Consider the following 15,136-nt stretch of genomic DNA (forward strand, 5'->3'; position numbering starts at 1 on the left):
AATGCTGCCAGCGCGGCATACTCGGCAGCATCCGAGACCACGAGGGAAAGGATCGAAATGAGGATGAACGAGAAAACCACCAACACGAAAGCATCGAGGCCGCACGGCATCACGCGACGCGGATTCGTTGCAGGCGCGGCTATCGCAGGCGTGAACATCGCTCTGTTCGGGCTGTCGGGCTGCGCGCCGAGTGCATCCGCAGGCGGCGAAAACGGGACGTTCAAGGCGGGTACGTACACGGGCGTCGGCCAAGGCAAGTTCGCGCCCATCACCGTAGAGACGACTTTCACCGAAACGAGCATCGAAAGCGTCACCGTCGTCGACCACGAAGAAACCAAGTACATATCGGACACCGCGCTCGAAACCATCCCGGCCGCCATCGTCGAACATCAGTCGCTTGGCATCGACGCTATCGCCGGAGCCACACTGACGAGCACCGCGATCATCGCGGCATGCGAAGACTGCGTCAAGCAGGCGGGCGGCAGCGCAAGCAAGCTGAAATCGAACTACGAGGCCCCCGCACCCTCCACCGAGGTAGTCGAGCTCGAGGCCGACATCGTCATCGTCGGCGCGGGTGCCAGCGGAACAGTTGCTGCCGTAAACGCGGCACGGCTAGGCGCGAAGAAGGTCATCGTTCTCGAAAAAAGCTGCAATGTCGGCGGCAACGCGCTCGTCAGCGGCGGATACCTCGAATACGTGCACGCCCCCGAAGATCTCCGCGAGGAAATGACCGCCAACTACACCGCCGAGCTCGAATCGAACGTTGCCGCTGCAGCCGAAATCATGCCCGCAGCCGATCTTGAAAAACTCAAAGCCGACATCGAAGCATGGAAGGCATCCGGCTCGACCAAGGTATTCGACTCGGTCGAACTTCATGCTCTCCAGTACGCCATCCAAGGCGAAGGAGCCTACGCCGACATGTTGATTTCCGGCCAGCACATCGCCGAGCTCGACGATTGGCTCGCAGAAAGCGGGTTCCAGTTCAAGCCGCTCGTCGGCATCGTCGGTTACTCGTGGCCCCGCTGGACATCATCGGTCAACGGCACTTGCGGCCAGGGCTATTTCGAGTTCTACACCTCCATGATCGAAGAGAACGACTACCCCGTCGAGATCTACCTCAACACGCCCGCCCAAGAGCTGATTTCGGAAAACGGCGCAATCACCGGCGTTGTCGCCCAGGGAGCGGACGGCACCACCTATCGCGTTACCGGAGAGAAAGGCGTCATCCTCGCCACCGGCGGATTCTCGGGCAGCCCCGAGATGCTGCGCGAGTACAACACGCGCTGGGATTGGGATCCTAAGCAAATCATCCCCACCACCAACGCGTTCGGCCATACCGGAGACGGTATCAAGATGGCGCTCGCCGTCGGCGGCACAACGGCTGCCATGGACACGCAGATGCCCTTCCCCTTCGCGGATTGCAAGAACTCGACCGACGAGACGACCGTCGGCGACGATATCGACTGCCCGATCATCAACAAGGAAGGCAAGCGATTCATGAACGAGGTGCTCGACCGCTTCACGATGACCGAGCACATCATGGCCCAACCCGATCAGATGATGTTCATGATCAGCGACAAAGACACTTGCTGGATCGACGGCGAGGTCAACCGCTACGGACGCAACGTCGAGAACCTTATCAACCAGGGCCAGCTTTATCGCGCCGACACGCTTGAGGAACTCGCGGGGCTCATGGGCGTCGACGCGCAAACGTTCACCGAAGAGATCGAGCGCTACAACGAGTACGCCCGCACAGGCGAAGACCTCGATTTCGGGCGCACGAACTTCACCGAGCACAGCCCCATCGAGAACCCGCCGTTCTACGCATCGCCGCGCACCTGGGCCATGCACATCACAGTGGGCGGCCTGCTCGTCGATTCGACCACCGACTACACGGTGCTCGACGAAGCCGGCAACCGCATCGAAGGCCTCCACGCCATCGGCGAGACCACCCTCGGAAGCTGCGGCATCGGCGTGCAGGGCGAAGGGTACGCCATCGCCCAGGCCCTGTTCGGCTAAACCGCACATCCGGTTTCGGGGCGGGGCTGCACTCCGAAACCGGATCCCTGGAGCGCGTCCCCGCCCGACGCAAACTCCCAAGCCGCTGGGCAGGCCAGCTCCGCGCCGTCACCTGCCCAGCAGCTCAATGCCGGTCACGGCTCCATCCAGCGGCCCGAGACCGATCCTCGATCCGCCGATACTGCAGCAGCGGGGGCAACGCTAACAAGCCATCACAGAAAAAGGGAAGGCCTTAATATGCACACTTTTCCCCGATCTGTTGCGCTCGAAGCAACCAGAAGCAACTTCGGGCTTCTTTCGCAGCTAAGCTACGAAAGTTTTCCCAGATCGCTAAAAACAGCGCGACGGAAAGACCCGCAAGATAAGCCTCAAACGTAACAGATCGGGGAAAAGTGTGCATTCTGGCCTCCGACCAGAGGTGCGGCAGGAATCTTGAAGATAGGTTCAAGAGGAATATCGCACCCCGATCCCTGGCACAAAAGTGAGTTTTGGCATGGTTTTTTCGACGGAAGCCCGTAGCTATTTAACATCTCGCACGGTCGCGCGCCTGCGCCCCTCGCACGACGTCCGCGCCCGCGCTCGCCGCATTCGCACCCGCGCGGCAAGCGGCGCGAGGTGCTCTACTTATGATACGGCTCCCCGCGCGATATCTTGAAGGCGCGATACACCTGCTCGAGCAAGACCACGCGGGCCAGGTTATGAGGCAATGTGATCGGGCCGAACGACATCTGCTCGTTTGCGCGCGCTCGCACGGCGTCGCTCACCCCATCGGAGCCGCCGATGATGAACGCGATGTCGCTTTTGCCCGAAAGCGCCAGATCATCCAATCGGCGGGCGAAACCCTCGCTCGAGCGCTCTTTGCCCTCAATGGCGAGCAGAATCGCATGGCTCCCTTCGGGAACCGCAACAAGAATCGCCGCCCCTTCCCTCTCGCGGGAAGCGTCCACTCCCCCCGCCTTAGCAGGATCGATATCGGAGATCTCGCGAATCTCGACCTTCGCATACGCCTTCAGCCGTTTGAGGTATTCGCTGCACGCATCGGCCCAGAAGCGCTCTTTGAGCTTTCCTACCGCAACAACGGTGATCCTGATCATGACTGGTTCACCAAATCGATCAACTCGGCGCGAACATGGATGCCGAGCTTCTGATATATGCTCTTGACATGGGATTTCACCGTGTTCTCCGATACGAACAGCTTTTCGGAGATGACCGGCATGGTGTAACCCTGGGCAAGCAGCTTGAATATCTCGGTTTCGCGTGGCGTAAACTGATGCGCCGCGGCGATTTCATCGCAGCGAGAAGCGAGCGCCTCTTCGGGAGTGAGCTGCACCGCGGGATCCTCTTCCCTGCTGGCAAGTTTCTTGTCCTTGAACAGTACCAGCGCGGCCATCAGCAACAGATATACCGACACGAGTGCAACGGTGGTCAGCACGAGATCCCCTTGCTTGAGGGTTTCGGCGTTGACGAAGCCGACGATCGTGCCGGCAAGCTGTGCGATGTTCGTGCACGCAAGGGCAAGGCCGAACAAAAGCGTCGACGGGAGCTTGGTATCGTGGGCCGAATCGGCGAGCATGCACCAGAGAATGATGCCCGCCACCATAGCCCCCAGCTGAGCGAACGCGTTCACGATACCGCCCGCCGCATTCCATATAAGCGGCAGCAGCAGAAAGCCCGCTGCGGAGAGCGGCAGGGCGAACGCGTAGATCCTGCCGACGTTGAGCGGCTTTTTTATAAGCAGAGCGGGAAGCAGCAAGCACAGCACGGCAATGGCGCTGGTAAACAAAGAGGTCTGCTGAAACGATTCGAGTGGAATTTCGTTCTGCCCCGAAATTTGAAGCATAAGGCCGCTCATGAAACACAGGATGACCGTCCCGAGCACGGGATGCCAGAGCCCCCTGATCGCGCCGCCGAACACCGGGCGCGAATACTCGGCCTCTACAGGCGGCCGCGCATCGAGCGACTTTTTCGCGAACGCAGCCGAAACGACGAAGAGAATCGTCGCAAGGGGCAAGACGACGGGAGCGGGCACGAACGTGACCGCAAAGTAGAAAACCAAGCTCACCGCATTGCACAGCACGACAAAAAGATACACCGCACGCAGCGTCAGCGTTGAAGAGAATCGCGCCCACATGAGCGTGATGAGAGCATCCCCCGCCCCAAGGAACACGCCGCCCAGAAGAAGCCAGGGGGCGAACATGTCGACCGAAACCGCGGAGGAGAACTGAAACACCATCGCCGCCACGATGAAGCCGACGATTCCGACGCCGATCGTCACCAGAGAGGACACCGCACTCGACAAACGCAGGAACCGACGGGCGAGCAATGCGCATGCAAGATACACGACGATGCGCGCCGCCATTGCACCCATCGAGAACAAAACCCCAACGTCGTATCCAAGCGAACCAGCCGAAGAAAGCACCGTTGCCGAATGAAACGCCATGAAACTGAAAACGAGATAGAGCGCATACCCGCCGAAGAAAACCACGTCGCGCAGACGCAGGCTCCTGGCGATATCGACCACGTATCCCATTCGGCTCCCTTCTCCCATCCGCATAGTATATCGGTTTGCCGCGCCTCCGCACGTTGCAACCTGTCAACGAGTTATCGGGTATCATCTAGAGATACCCTACATTTTACCAGTTCAGAAGCTCATTTTTAATCGCCTCACCAGAATCAGGTGGGATGCGTTTTAACGTTTTTCGGAAAAATCACCAGCGAACTAGTGATGAAAAAGCACTCGCACATCCGTAATGTGCACCTCATCCGGAAGCCAAAAAGTGAGCTTCCACGACCCATAATGTATCTGGAGGGAGAATTATGGACAACGCTAAACTAAGTCGACGCGCGTTTCTCGGACTGGGCGCCACCGCGGCCGTTGCCGCCGGTGCCGCAGGCCTCGTAGGGTGCGCCCCCGCATCGAACGCCGAATCCGGCAAGACCGACGCTGCCGCTGACGGAACCGCGCAAGGCGGCGCCGCGTCCGGCAAGCCGGCGGATTTCACGCCGAACTTCATGTCGGCGCCGAGCGTTCCGACCGACATCAAGGAAACGAAAGACTGCGACGTGCTCGTCATCGGACTCGGCCTCTCGGGTTGCGCCGCCGCAAAGGCTGCCGCCGAAGAGGGCGCTAAAGTCATCGCCGTCGAGAAGGCCGCCGAGCTTTCCGCCGTTTCCATGGCCGGCGACTTCGGAGTCGTCGGTTCGCAGATTCAGAAGGACCTCGGCATCGAATGGGCAGGCAAAGACGTCATCGTCAACCAGCTCATGAAAGACATGTGCTATCGCCCGACCCCCGATTTCCTCGGCTACTGGTACGATCACTCCGGCGAGGACTTCGACTGGCTCATCGAAGGAGCTGATTTCGAGGTGCTCACGAGCACGGCAGCCGATCAGCAGACCGACAAGCCCAACTACATCCGCCCGAAGTGCTTCCCCGCGCTCGAAGGCTACGACTACACGACCGAGTACTATCCCTATTTCCACGGCACCATCACCACGAACCCGAACATGCAGTGGACGCTTGACGCCGCAGCCGCGAAAGCCGAAGAGCTGGGCGCCGAGCTGATCTACTCGACCTGGGGAGAACAGCTTATCGTGGACAACGGCAAGGTCACCGGCGCCTACGTGCACGACAAGGATGGCAACTACACGCAGATCAACGCCAAATCCGTCGTGCTTGCCACGGGCGACTGGGGCAACAACCAGGATATGCGCGATTATTTCATTCCCTGGGCCAACGAGTTCGTGAGCTTCTACACCACGATGGACGCCGCGGGCACCATCGGCAACACCGGCGACGGTCACCTGATGGGTCTGTGGGCCGGAAGCCACATGGAGCTCGGTCCCCACGCTCCGATGACGCACCACATGGGCGGCCCCCTCGGCGTCGACGGCTACCTGCAACTCGACATCAACGGCAACCGCTTCATGAACGAAGATATCCCGGGGCAGAACATCGCCGATCAGCTTTCGCGCGTTCCCGTGGGCACCAACCCGCTCACCGGGCAAGAAGACCTGCGCTCCTGGCAGATCTTCGACAGCAAGTGGCCCGATGAGATCGCCCACATGCCCGACGGCCACGGCTACGTGAACCACTTCATCCCCGAAGATCAGATCGACCAGTATCAGACCGTGCTCGCGGGCTTCGGGCTGGGATACACCACCAAGGAAATGGTCGAAGGAACCCAGGGGCTGATCAAGGCCGATACGATCGAAGACCTGGCAAGCCAGATGGGCCTCGACGTTGCAACGGTGCAAGCCTCCATCGACCGCTACAACGAGATGTGCGCCGCAGGCCATGACAGCGATTTCGGCAAGGATCCCCGTCGCCTGTTCCCCATATCCGAGCCGCCGTTTTTCGCGTATCCGTTTGGCAGCGCCGGCATGCTCGTGCTCATGGGCGGCCTCGAAGTCAACAAGAAGCTCCAGCCCCTCAACGACGCGGGCGAGCCGATCGAGGGCCTCTACGCAACCGGCAACGTCCAGGGCGGCCGCTACCTCGTCGAGTATCCCGTCACCGTTGCGGGCATCTCGCTCGGCACCGCGCTTTCCTTCGGACGCCTTGCCGGCATGAACGCCGCCGGAAAGGACATCGAAGCGACCACCCAGGCGTAAAGCCCGCTGGCACGCTTCGGATCGCAATCCGAAAACGCAAGAGCCGAAGCCGATATCTGAGGCTTCGGCTCTCCCTCGAAGCTCCGGCGCCGATCGCCGATCGGGTTGCGCCGGAGCTTTCCGTTTGCCCTCGCGGCCTCCGCCGGGCAAGCCCTTCGCTGCATTCACCCGACAGGCGATCGTGGTAGTATGGTTCCCATACGAAACGAGCGTGCTGTTTTCTTGAAAGCAGGGAGAAGGCCGCCATGGGCTGCGCGAATACAACCATCATCGACGGTCGCACATTGGCTGCAACCAAATTCGAGGCTCCACCGGTTCCGAGCGACCTGGTTGCTCGCACCTCCCTGATCGAGCGATTGTCCGATTACGCGGACAAAAAGGCCATCATGGCGATCGCTCCGAGCGGATTCGGGAAAACAACGCTGCTTTCATCGTGGAAATCAATCATCGAATCGCAAGCCGGCCAACCGAGCGTATCCTGGCTGACCCTCGACGAGATAGACAACGACCCCGCCCGCTTCTGGAACTATCTCGTTGCCGCCCTCGAACCTTTCGCCCCCGGCTTCAGGAGCCTTACGGCAAATGCGCTCTCTTCGAACGCCGACAAGGGTGACGACTACTTCGTCGATGCGATAATAAACGGCCTCGCAGCCGCACATCGCAAAGCGAACGAGGCCTCATGGGTGCTGATCATCGATGACTATCACGTCATCGACAACCCCGAGATACACGCTTCGTTCAAGTACTTCCTGCGCAACGCGCCTCGCAGCCTGCGCATTGCGATCAGCAGCAGAACCATCCCGCCCCTCTCCACCGAATCGCTTATCGCACGCGGCCAAATCCTCGCGATCGACCACAACGACCTGCGATTCGACAAAGACGAGGCCGAGCTTCTTTTTTCTCCGAGCGATCAGGAGAAAAACTCGCCCGGGTTCAGAGACGAGTTCGAGCGCCTCTACGAGACCGTCAACGGATGGCCTGCCGGCGTTCGGCTTGCATCGGCAGCTCTCAAAGCCCACGAAAACCCGATCGGCATCCTGCCCGATCCCAGCGCCTTCCACAGCTCTCCGGTCGCGTTCCTGGTAGACGACCTGCTTGCAGCGCTGCCTTCGCCGAGCAGGGATTTCCTTGTCAGCACATCGTTTTTGCGCAAGATGTGCGCGCCGCTGTGCGACTACGTGCTCGAGCGCTCCGACAGCGAAACCGTAATCGAAGCGCTGCAGAGAGAGAACCTCGTTCTCGAGCCCCTTGCGCGCGGCAACGGCTGGTTCGCCTATCGATCCCCCTGGGCGGAAGCCCTTAGAAAAGCCTTTTCCCGATGCGATCTATCCGAACAGAAGCGGTTCCATGCCCGCGCGAGCAACTGGTTCGAACGGTACAACATGCCAGGCGACGCGCTTGCTCACGCCTGCGCATCGAAAGAATGGGATCGCGTCGCCTGGCTTATCGAGAAGAATTACATGGCATTCGCGAACCAGAGCAGATTCAAGCTCCTGTCAAAGGCGCTGCAAAACCTGCCGAGGTCTCATTTCAGCTCGAGTCCCCGCATCAATCTCGCGCAAGCTTTTGCGCTGATCGGCTCGGACAGCCCGCAGGAGGCGCTCTATTACGTGCACGTTGCCGAACGACTGCTGTCCGTCAACGGGTCGGCCTACCGCGATTCGGACCGCGATCGGCTCCGCGCTGAATGCCTTGCCCTGAAAGCGACCTGCGCCGGACAGAGCGGCAAAGTGGTCGAGGGAAAAAGCATCATCGACAAGCTGCCGAAAGAGGGCATCGGCGACGATCGGTTTCTCAGGAGCTGGGTATACACCGCTGCAGGGGCCTCGGCAGCGCGTGCGAAAAACCCCGGCGAAGCCATATCCATACTGCGGGAATGCGTGACGGTTGCAAAGAGCGCCGGCAACGTCACGTCGTACTTGATCAACCTTTACTTTCTCGCACGGCACTACATCGACATCGGCGCCCTTGCGCTTGCCGAAGAGGTCGGGCTGAAAGCGGCGTCCCACCGGGGCGCCTTCGACACCAAGCAAAACATCTTAACGCAGCTCGGCAACGTGATCATCGGCATGATCTTCTACAAGCGCGGCGATTTCGACCGCGCCGTCGAGGTACTCGACGAGAGCAGGCGCATCCTTTCGCGCAGCAAAGGGACCGAATTCTACATCGATGCAGCTATCGCGCTCGCCCTGGTTCAAAGATCGCGCGGCGAGTACACCGCCAGCCAGGCGACTTTGCATGAGGCGATCGGCTCCGGCGGAGAAAAGCAGGCGAAGCGTTCCGTGCTCGTTGCCAGCGCATACCTCGCCCGCATTCAGCTCGATGCGGGGCAGAAGGCCTCCGCTTACCGGTGGATGATCGACTGCGATGTTTCCGCAGACGACGAAGACGGCACCCTTGCAGACCTTGTGGTGCTCGCGCGAGCGCGGGTCAAGCATGCGTACGGAAAAACCGATGAGGCTCTCGCCGATCTGAACAGCCTGATAGCCGACTCCTCCGAAACCCGAAAAAACGGAACGCTTCTTTCCGCACTTGTCTACCGGGCCATGATCCTCGGAGCATCGGGGCGCAAAGACAGCGCGCTCGCGTCCATGCGCACCGCACTCGAACTCGCTTCGGAAGAACGCATCATTCAACCGTTTCTCGACGAGGGATCCCCGATCATTCCTTTGCTTGAACGCTTTCCAAAGAGCAGCGCTCTGCCCGAGCAGGAGCGCGAACTCGCGCGAACCATCGCCGACCGCGTACGAAACGCGCAAGCCCCCGATCCGCAATGGCTGTCGGCCAAAGCGGTTTCCCCTCTCACCGAAAGGGAATCCGATGTATGCAAGCTTCTCGTCGCAGGCTACAGCAACAAGGAAGTCGCCCGATCGCTCGGCATATCCGAAAACACCGCGCACACCCATCGAAGCAGCATCTACGCCAAACTCGGCGTCAGCAACCGGAAAGGCCTCGTAGAGGCTGCCGGCAAGCTCCTGCTCACGTGAGGGAAGCAGGCTCGCGCGTCTCCTCCCTGTCTTCGACAAGCTGCCTCGTCGCTTCCCTCTCCATAGCCACCAGCTGCTTGTTCTTCTTGGCCAGCAGCATGCAAACGGCCGATGCGACGATGAAGAAGATCGCGATGGCGAACGCCCCCGTCCAGCCCAGGGCGCTTTCCGATACGTTGGCAACCAGAGGAACGCCCACCGCATCCATAACGGGCTTGCCCATGTAGATGATCCCGTAGAGCTGCGCGTAAAATTTCGGTCCGAGGTACTTTGCCGTGGCCGTCGAAAAGCACACGGTCGAAGAGCTGAGCGCCGCACCGAAGCAGAACCCGCCCACGTAAAGCGCAACCATGTTGCCGCCGCCCACGAGTATGATCACGAGCCCCGCTGCGGCAAGGAAGTTGATGAAGGGGTAGGCGAGCCGCGGTCCGATCTTATCGACGACGACACCCGAGGTAAGCTTGCCGCACACGCCTGCAAATGCAAGGAACGACATAAACGAGCCCGCCGCCGCAAGATCGAGCCCGTTGGCCATGAGGTACGTCGGCATATTCTGGAACGGCCCCTGCTCTCCGATGCCGATGAGCGCGAAGGCGGCGAACAGCAGCCAGAACGTTCCCGTGCGGAACGCCTGCTTGCGGTTGAGGCCGATCAGCTTCGCCGCAGCCGCCTGGTCGGCGGTCTGCGCCGCTTCTTCCTCGGTCATGCCGTCGGGAAGAAGCCCCACATCCTGCGGGCGCCATTTGAGGATAAACGCCGAAACGAACAGAACCACGAACGAGAGCACGCCCATGACGATGCACGCCATCTGCCAATTGCCGCTCGACGCGAAGAAGGACACGAGGTTGGTCGCCACAAGAGAACCGGGGAACATCGCGCTCATGATGATGCCCACGGCAAGCCCACGGCTTTTCACGAACCAGTTCGAAGGTATGCCCGAATCGATAACCATGCCGCCGAGGGCGTTCCCGAAGCCCATGATGAAATACGCGACGTAAAGCATCCACAGCGAATCGAGCGTGCCGATGATGAAGTAACCGCTCGAATAGATGACGGCCGAAAGGATAAGCGTCCGCTTGAGACCGATCTTGTCGATGATGTCGCCGACGATCAGGCTTGCGAACCCCACGACGAGCACATACATGGAAAAGCCCATGGCCACCTGCGTCGGATCGGCTCCGAGCATCTCGGTCAAGGGAACCTTGATCATGCTGAACGAATAAAGGCTGAACCCTTGCGTCACGATAACCGTGATGAAAACGACCAGCACCATAAACCATCCACGGGCAAAAAACTTGCCGCCCCGCTTTGCTTCCCCCACGGCGGACCTCCTTGAGAACGACCTAGAATGCGATCGCTACTATAGGTCGATTGCCCGGGATTTCTCTCATCTAGAACAGGTGAGGAAGGCGGGTGAGGCCGCTATGCTCGAACGGTTACCCCCAGTCAGCGCCCAAAACAACGAGGAAATCGCCTGAGAACGAATACGTCCCGTCGTTGAGCTGCGCCTTGCCGACACCGATGGTCGTGGCGATTTCTTTGGCCTCGTTAGCCTGGTTCGCGTAGTTGTAGATGACGATGGTCTGCGAGTAGTCGAAGCCGTCGGCGTTGCCCGTTTCTATCGTATAGCCGACATCTTCGAGCTTTTCGGCCGCCTCGTTTGCGGCTCCCTCGATGCCGTTGCCGTTCCTGATGGCCACGAAGCCGGTCTTCGGCTCCGTGATGGTCTGCCCATCCGTCGAGCCGGTCGCACCCGTATCCCCGCTGCCCGTGCTGGCGAGCACCGTTCCCGACAGCTCATCGACCACATCTTCGGTCGTCGGAGGAAGGCCCTGATCCACACGGCTCATCATTTCCTTCCACGCCGTCATGTTCGTGTACTCGTACCAACCGCCATCCACGTAGGCCGAAGTCGTCGGCTCCATTGCGGAATAGAGATCGGTCGAAGGATCGAGGCCCTGCATGGCCTGCGCAAGTCCGATGATGTCGAATACGCTGAGGTCGGTGGTCACGTACTCGGAAAGCGCGCTCACGGTATCGGCCATGGTGCCGATATCGGATGCAAGGATCTTCTTCGCGATGGCGCCAAGCACAAGGCGCTGGTTGGCCGCCCTGTACGAATCGCCGTCGCCGTAATCGTCGTAGGCGTGCCGCGCGCGGCACAGAATCAGCGCCTGATCGCCGTTCAGGGTTTGCAGGCCCTGGTCCAGATGGCCGCCCGCATCGTAGTCGTCGATCTCCATGGGCACCTCGACCTCAACGCCGCCCAGCGCGTTCACGATATCGCGGAAGCCATCGAAGTTGATTTCGGCATAGTGGGAGATGGGAACCCCTGCAAGCTTCGAGACGGTCTCGACCGCCATGGCCGGCCCGCCGATGGCGTAAGCGGCATTGAGCTTGTTTTGGCCGTACTCCCCCATGTCGATGAGCGTATCGCGGTGGATCGAAACGAGGGTGACCTTATGGTTGGGCGCGTCGATGCGCGCAAGGATGATGCTATCGGAGCGGGTTGGATCGTTTGCGTATTCGTCCGACGCTTCGCGCTCGGCCGAACCGTCGGTCCCCATGAGCAACATGTAGAACGGCTCGTTCGCGAGATCGGTCTCCACAAGCTGAGCGCGCAGGTCTCCATCGATGCCATCGCTCAGATTCGCGGACACCGTATGGAGGTAGGCGAACGCAACGCCCGCTCCCCCCAGGCATACTACGAGAACGACCGCTGCCACCACGGCAACTATCTTGCGGCGCTTGCGCTTCTTGCGCTGGCGGGTATATTCGGCTTGGGAGACGCGGCGGCTGTAACCGCTTTCGGCAGAGCCTGCGTCGCCGTCTCCGGTTTCGGGTGTGCGGGAATAGTGGCTGTAGGAAGGCTGCCTTCCGTAAGCAGAGGGGTCGAAACTATCGTAGCGGGACGGTCCGTCGCTTGCACCGCGGCGGGCCTTCCTTTGACGATCAGCATCAACGGGGGCGCTTCGGCGCCGTGCGTTGCTTTTTCTATCCATCATGCCAAACATTGTGCCCGACACTTCGCTTTCAACGCAAGACGAATTGCCCGTTTTTAGGAAAACGCCATAGGATGATTTCACCGAAACCGCGGTTTACATTGCTGCAAACAAGGCTTTCATCAGCAGGTACGAGAAACGATGCACGCTTGGGAGAAGATCTAATGCTTCTTTTACAGAAGCATTAGCGGTACATGAAATGCGCACAACATCCACCCCTGCGCAGAACCCGTAACCGAGCCGTTTCCTATCGCGTGCCCAGCCTTTTAGCCATGTATTCGTTCGCTGCAATCTCCACCGAATCGTCAAGCGCACCGAGCGGCTCGATGGGCGCCCCCGTGCAAGATGCCCTCGTTTCGAACGCCCGGCCGATCAGCCAATCGGCAACCTCGGGGTTCTTGCCCAGCAGAGGGCCGTGAAGATACGTGCCCACGACATTGCGGTACCGCACGCCATCGACCTTGTCGGCATCGTTGTTGCCGTGGCCCATCGGGGAGACAACCGTGCCGAACGGCGCGAGGCCCTGCCCGAGAAACGTTCTGCCCGCATGGTTCTCGTAGCCCACCACAGGCCGGTCAGCCAACGGCGAGCGCAACACGATGTTGTCGATGAGACGATCGGGACCGGCTTCGACGCGTTTCGTAACCATGTCGACGATGCCCAATCCCTCGACGCTCTCATCGCCGAGAAGCCATTCGTTGCCGAGAATCTGGTAGCCGCCGCAGATGGCAAGCAAAACGCCATCTGCTTCGACGTATTGTTTGAGCGCATCGCGCATGCGCAGCAGCTGCTTGGAAGCGAGCCGCTGTTCGCGATCGGGCCCGCCGCCAAGGAAAACGATATCGATCGTCGCCAAGTCGATTTCTTCACCGTGATTGACCGAGACGACCTCGACGGGCAGACCCCGCCACTCGGCACGCTTTGCCAGGCACTTCACGTTGCCGCCGTCGCCGTACAGATTGAGCAAATCGGGGAACAGGTGCGCGATCCTCAAAGCGTCCACGGTCTCACGCCTTCCTCTCTTCGGTGCCGCCATCCTGCTCGATCATGCGCATGAGTTCGCCGCGCACGACGGGCAGGGCCGTATAGTTTGCAATCAGATAGTAGCTGTATTCGCGGGAAAGCCCCTTCGTGCGATCGAGCATGTCGGCAGGGCCGTCAATCAGCTCCGATTCGATTCCCGCGTATTTGAGGCGCACCTGCAAATCGTTTTTACGGATGCCGCCTGCGAAGACGACAAGATCATCGGCATCGGCGAGCTCTTCGAAGTCGATATCCCAAATCCACGAGACGTCCCTTCCGTCGCCTTCCTTGTCGTTCACGAAGAACGCCACCGCGCGGGGACCTTCGTCCTGAGCGATGATTCGCAGGTTCTGATTGAAGCCGGTTGGGTTCTTCGCCAGATTCAAAAGGATGGGCCGCCCGCCCGCCCCAAGCCTTTCGAGCCTTCCGTTCTGCGGGTCGAACGCATCGATCGCCCGTTGAAGCGCTTCGCCGGAACAGCCGGCAAGCCCGGCTGCCACCGCAACCGCCGCAAGGTTGTACACCATGTATGCGCCGCTCAGCGGAGCATGCACTATGCGCTCGCGTGCGCACGCCGCTTCGGATGGCTGCTGGCTCGAAGAGTCCGATCGGGCGCCAAGCGCCGATTCGGATTGCCGCGATGCCGATACACGGGCTGATTCGGACGCGAAGCCAGGCCCCGAAAGGAGCGGCCCGCGCAAGCGAAACGACAAGCGGTCGGCGTCCAGCTCGATATCGTCTGCCGCATAGTCGAGCGCAGGACGCTCGAATCCGCAGGCAGGGCACCGATACGCCCCCAGCTGCCCGTATTGCCGATAGCCGTATTCGAGCATCGACGAGCACTGCTGGCACATCTGCGCGTCGGCGACGGTGTTTTGGGGAAGGCCCATGTCCTCGACGAGCCCGAACGAAATCTGCTCGGTTGCCTCGCGCCCCGGTAAGGCGGCCGCTTGCAAGGCTATAGCCTCGCACAACGGGTCGTCGGCGTTGTACACGAGCACGGTGTTCGGAGATTTGCCCAGCGTTTGAACGATGCTGTCTTGAATGCGGTCGATTTCGCCAACGCGATCAAGCTGATCGCGGAAAAGGTTCAGAAGCACCAGGTAATTCGCCTGAAGCTGCGGAAGCACCTTGGCGAGCCACAGCTCATCGCTCTCGAAAACGCCCCAATCGGATCGCTTTCCGTGCAGCAGCGCCGTCGCCACGCCACTATCGAGATTGGCGCCCGTGCGGTTGCAGATCACCGACATGCCCGCTGCCTCAAGAGCGTCGGCAATCAGATTGGTGACGGTCGTTTTCCCATTCGTTCCAACGACGACGATCGAGCCTTCGCCGAGCTTCCCCGACAGATCTGCAATAAGATGGGGATCGACGTAGAGAGCGATCTTTCCCGGAAAGTTCGCCGCCGGTCGCCTGAACACGTTTTTGAGCCCCCAGGTGCTCAAAGCGCTTATTCCACGCGCGACCGTAAGCTGTAACCCCATACCGGTT

The 15,136-nt window shown here is 60.3% G+C and carries 9 protein-coding genes; 3 read left to right on the top strand and 6 right to left on the bottom strand.

Annotation, left to right across the window (positions count from 1 at the left end):
• The first annotated feature begins 57 nt into the window (after positions 1 to 57).
• A complete protein-coding gene (locus C1719_RS13755) occupies positions 58 to 2,019 on the top strand; it encodes an FAD-dependent oxidoreductase (RefSeq protein WP_102375627.1) in 1,962 nt (653 codons plus the stop codon).
• Between the two features lie 620 nt (positions 2,020 to 2,639).
• Here the strand turns inward: C1719_RS13755 and rlmH are convergent.
• Both rlmH and C1719_RS13765 read right to left on the bottom strand, forming a co-directional pair.
• Entirely contained in the window at positions 2,640 to 3,110 is a 471-nt protein-coding gene (gene rlmH, locus C1719_RS13760; RefSeq protein WP_102376094.1) for a 23S rRNA (pseudouridine(1915)-N(3))-methyltransferase RlmH, read from the bottom strand.
• Positions 3,110 to 4,549 carry a helix-turn-helix transcriptional regulator gene (locus C1719_RS13765; protein ID WP_102375628.1) on the bottom strand — a complete coding sequence of 480 codons (1,440 nt, stop codon included), beginning with the start codon at positions 4,547 to 4,549 and terminating at the stop codon, positions 3,110 to 3,112. Before C1719_RS13765 ends, rlmH begins: the two co-directional genes overlap by 1 nt.
• Before the next feature lie 287 nt (positions 4,550 to 4,836).
• Between C1719_RS13765 and C1719_RS13770 the strand changes: the two genes are divergently transcribed.
• Together C1719_RS13770 and C1719_RS13775 are read left to right on the top strand one after the other, a co-directional pair.
• Positions 4,837 to 6,633, top strand: coding sequence for an FAD-dependent oxidoreductase (locus tag C1719_RS13770; protein WP_102375629.1), 1,797 nt, complete (start codon positions 4,837 to 4,839; stop codon positions 6,631 to 6,633).
• Between the two features lie 245 nt (positions 6,634 to 6,878).
• Positions 6,879 to 9,620, top strand: coding sequence for a winged helix-turn-helix domain-containing protein (locus tag C1719_RS13775; RefSeq protein ID WP_102375630.1), 2,742 nt, complete (start codon positions 6,879 to 6,881; stop codon positions 9,618 to 9,620).
• Here C1719_RS13775 and C1719_RS13780 read toward each other — a convergent pair.
• From C1719_RS13780 to C1719_RS13795, 4 genes are all read right to left on the bottom strand, one after another.
• Positions 9,613 to 10,941 carry an MFS transporter gene (locus C1719_RS13780; RefSeq protein WP_102375631.1) on the bottom strand — a complete coding sequence of 443 codons (1,329 nt, stop codon included), beginning with the start codon at positions 10,939 to 10,941 and terminating at the stop codon, positions 9,613 to 9,615. The genes C1719_RS13775 and C1719_RS13780 overlap by 8 nt on opposite strands.
• Before the next feature lie 115 nt (positions 10,942 to 11,056).
• Positions 11,057 to 12,625, bottom strand: a complete 1,569-nt coding sequence (locus tag C1719_RS13785) for an LCP family protein (protein WP_245874539.1) — start codon at positions 12,623 to 12,625, stop codon at positions 11,057 to 11,059.
• 244 nt (positions 12,626 to 12,869) lie between these two features.
• Positions 12,870 to 13,625 (bottom strand): type 1 glutamine amidotransferase, encoded by a 756-nt coding sequence (locus tag C1719_RS13790; protein WP_245874541.1) that lies wholly within the window; start codon positions 13,623 to 13,625, stop codon positions 12,870 to 12,872.
• Between the two features lie 4 nt (positions 13,626 to 13,629).
• Positions 13,630 to 15,129 (bottom strand): Mur ligase family protein, encoded by a 1,500-nt coding sequence (locus C1719_RS13795; protein ID WP_102375633.1) that lies wholly within the window; start codon positions 15,127 to 15,129, stop codon positions 13,630 to 13,632.
• Between the last annotated feature and the right edge of the window lie 7 nt (positions 15,130 to 15,136).

Source organism: Raoultibacter massiliensis, from assembly GCF_900199545.1.
Classification (GTDB): Bacteria; Actinomycetota; Coriobacteriia; order Coriobacteriales; family Eggerthellaceae; genus Raoultibacter; species Raoultibacter massiliensis.

Coding starts and splice junctions, on each gene's coding strand:
- C1719_RS13755 (WP_102375627.1), top strand. CDS start 58: ATGAGGATGAACGAGAAAACCACCAACACGAAAGCATCGAGGCCGCAC.
- C1719_RS13765 (WP_102375628.1), bottom strand. CDS start 4,549: ATGGGATACGTGGTCGATATCGCCAGGAGCCTGCGTCTGCGCGACGTG.
- C1719_RS13770 (WP_102375629.1), top strand. CDS start 4,837: ATGGACAACGCTAAACTAAGTCGACGCGCGTTTCTCGGACTGGGCGCC.
- C1719_RS13775 (WP_102375630.1), top strand. CDS start 6,879: ATGGGCTGCGCGAATACAACCATCATCGACGGTCGCACATTGGCTGCA.
- C1719_RS13785 (WP_245874539.1), bottom strand. CDS start 12,625: ATGATGGATAGAAAAAGCAACGCACGGCGCCGAAGCGCCCCCGTTGAT.
- C1719_RS13795 (WP_102375633.1), bottom strand. CDS start 15,129: ATGGGGTTACAGCTTACGGTCGCGCGTGGAATAAGCGCTTTGAGCACC.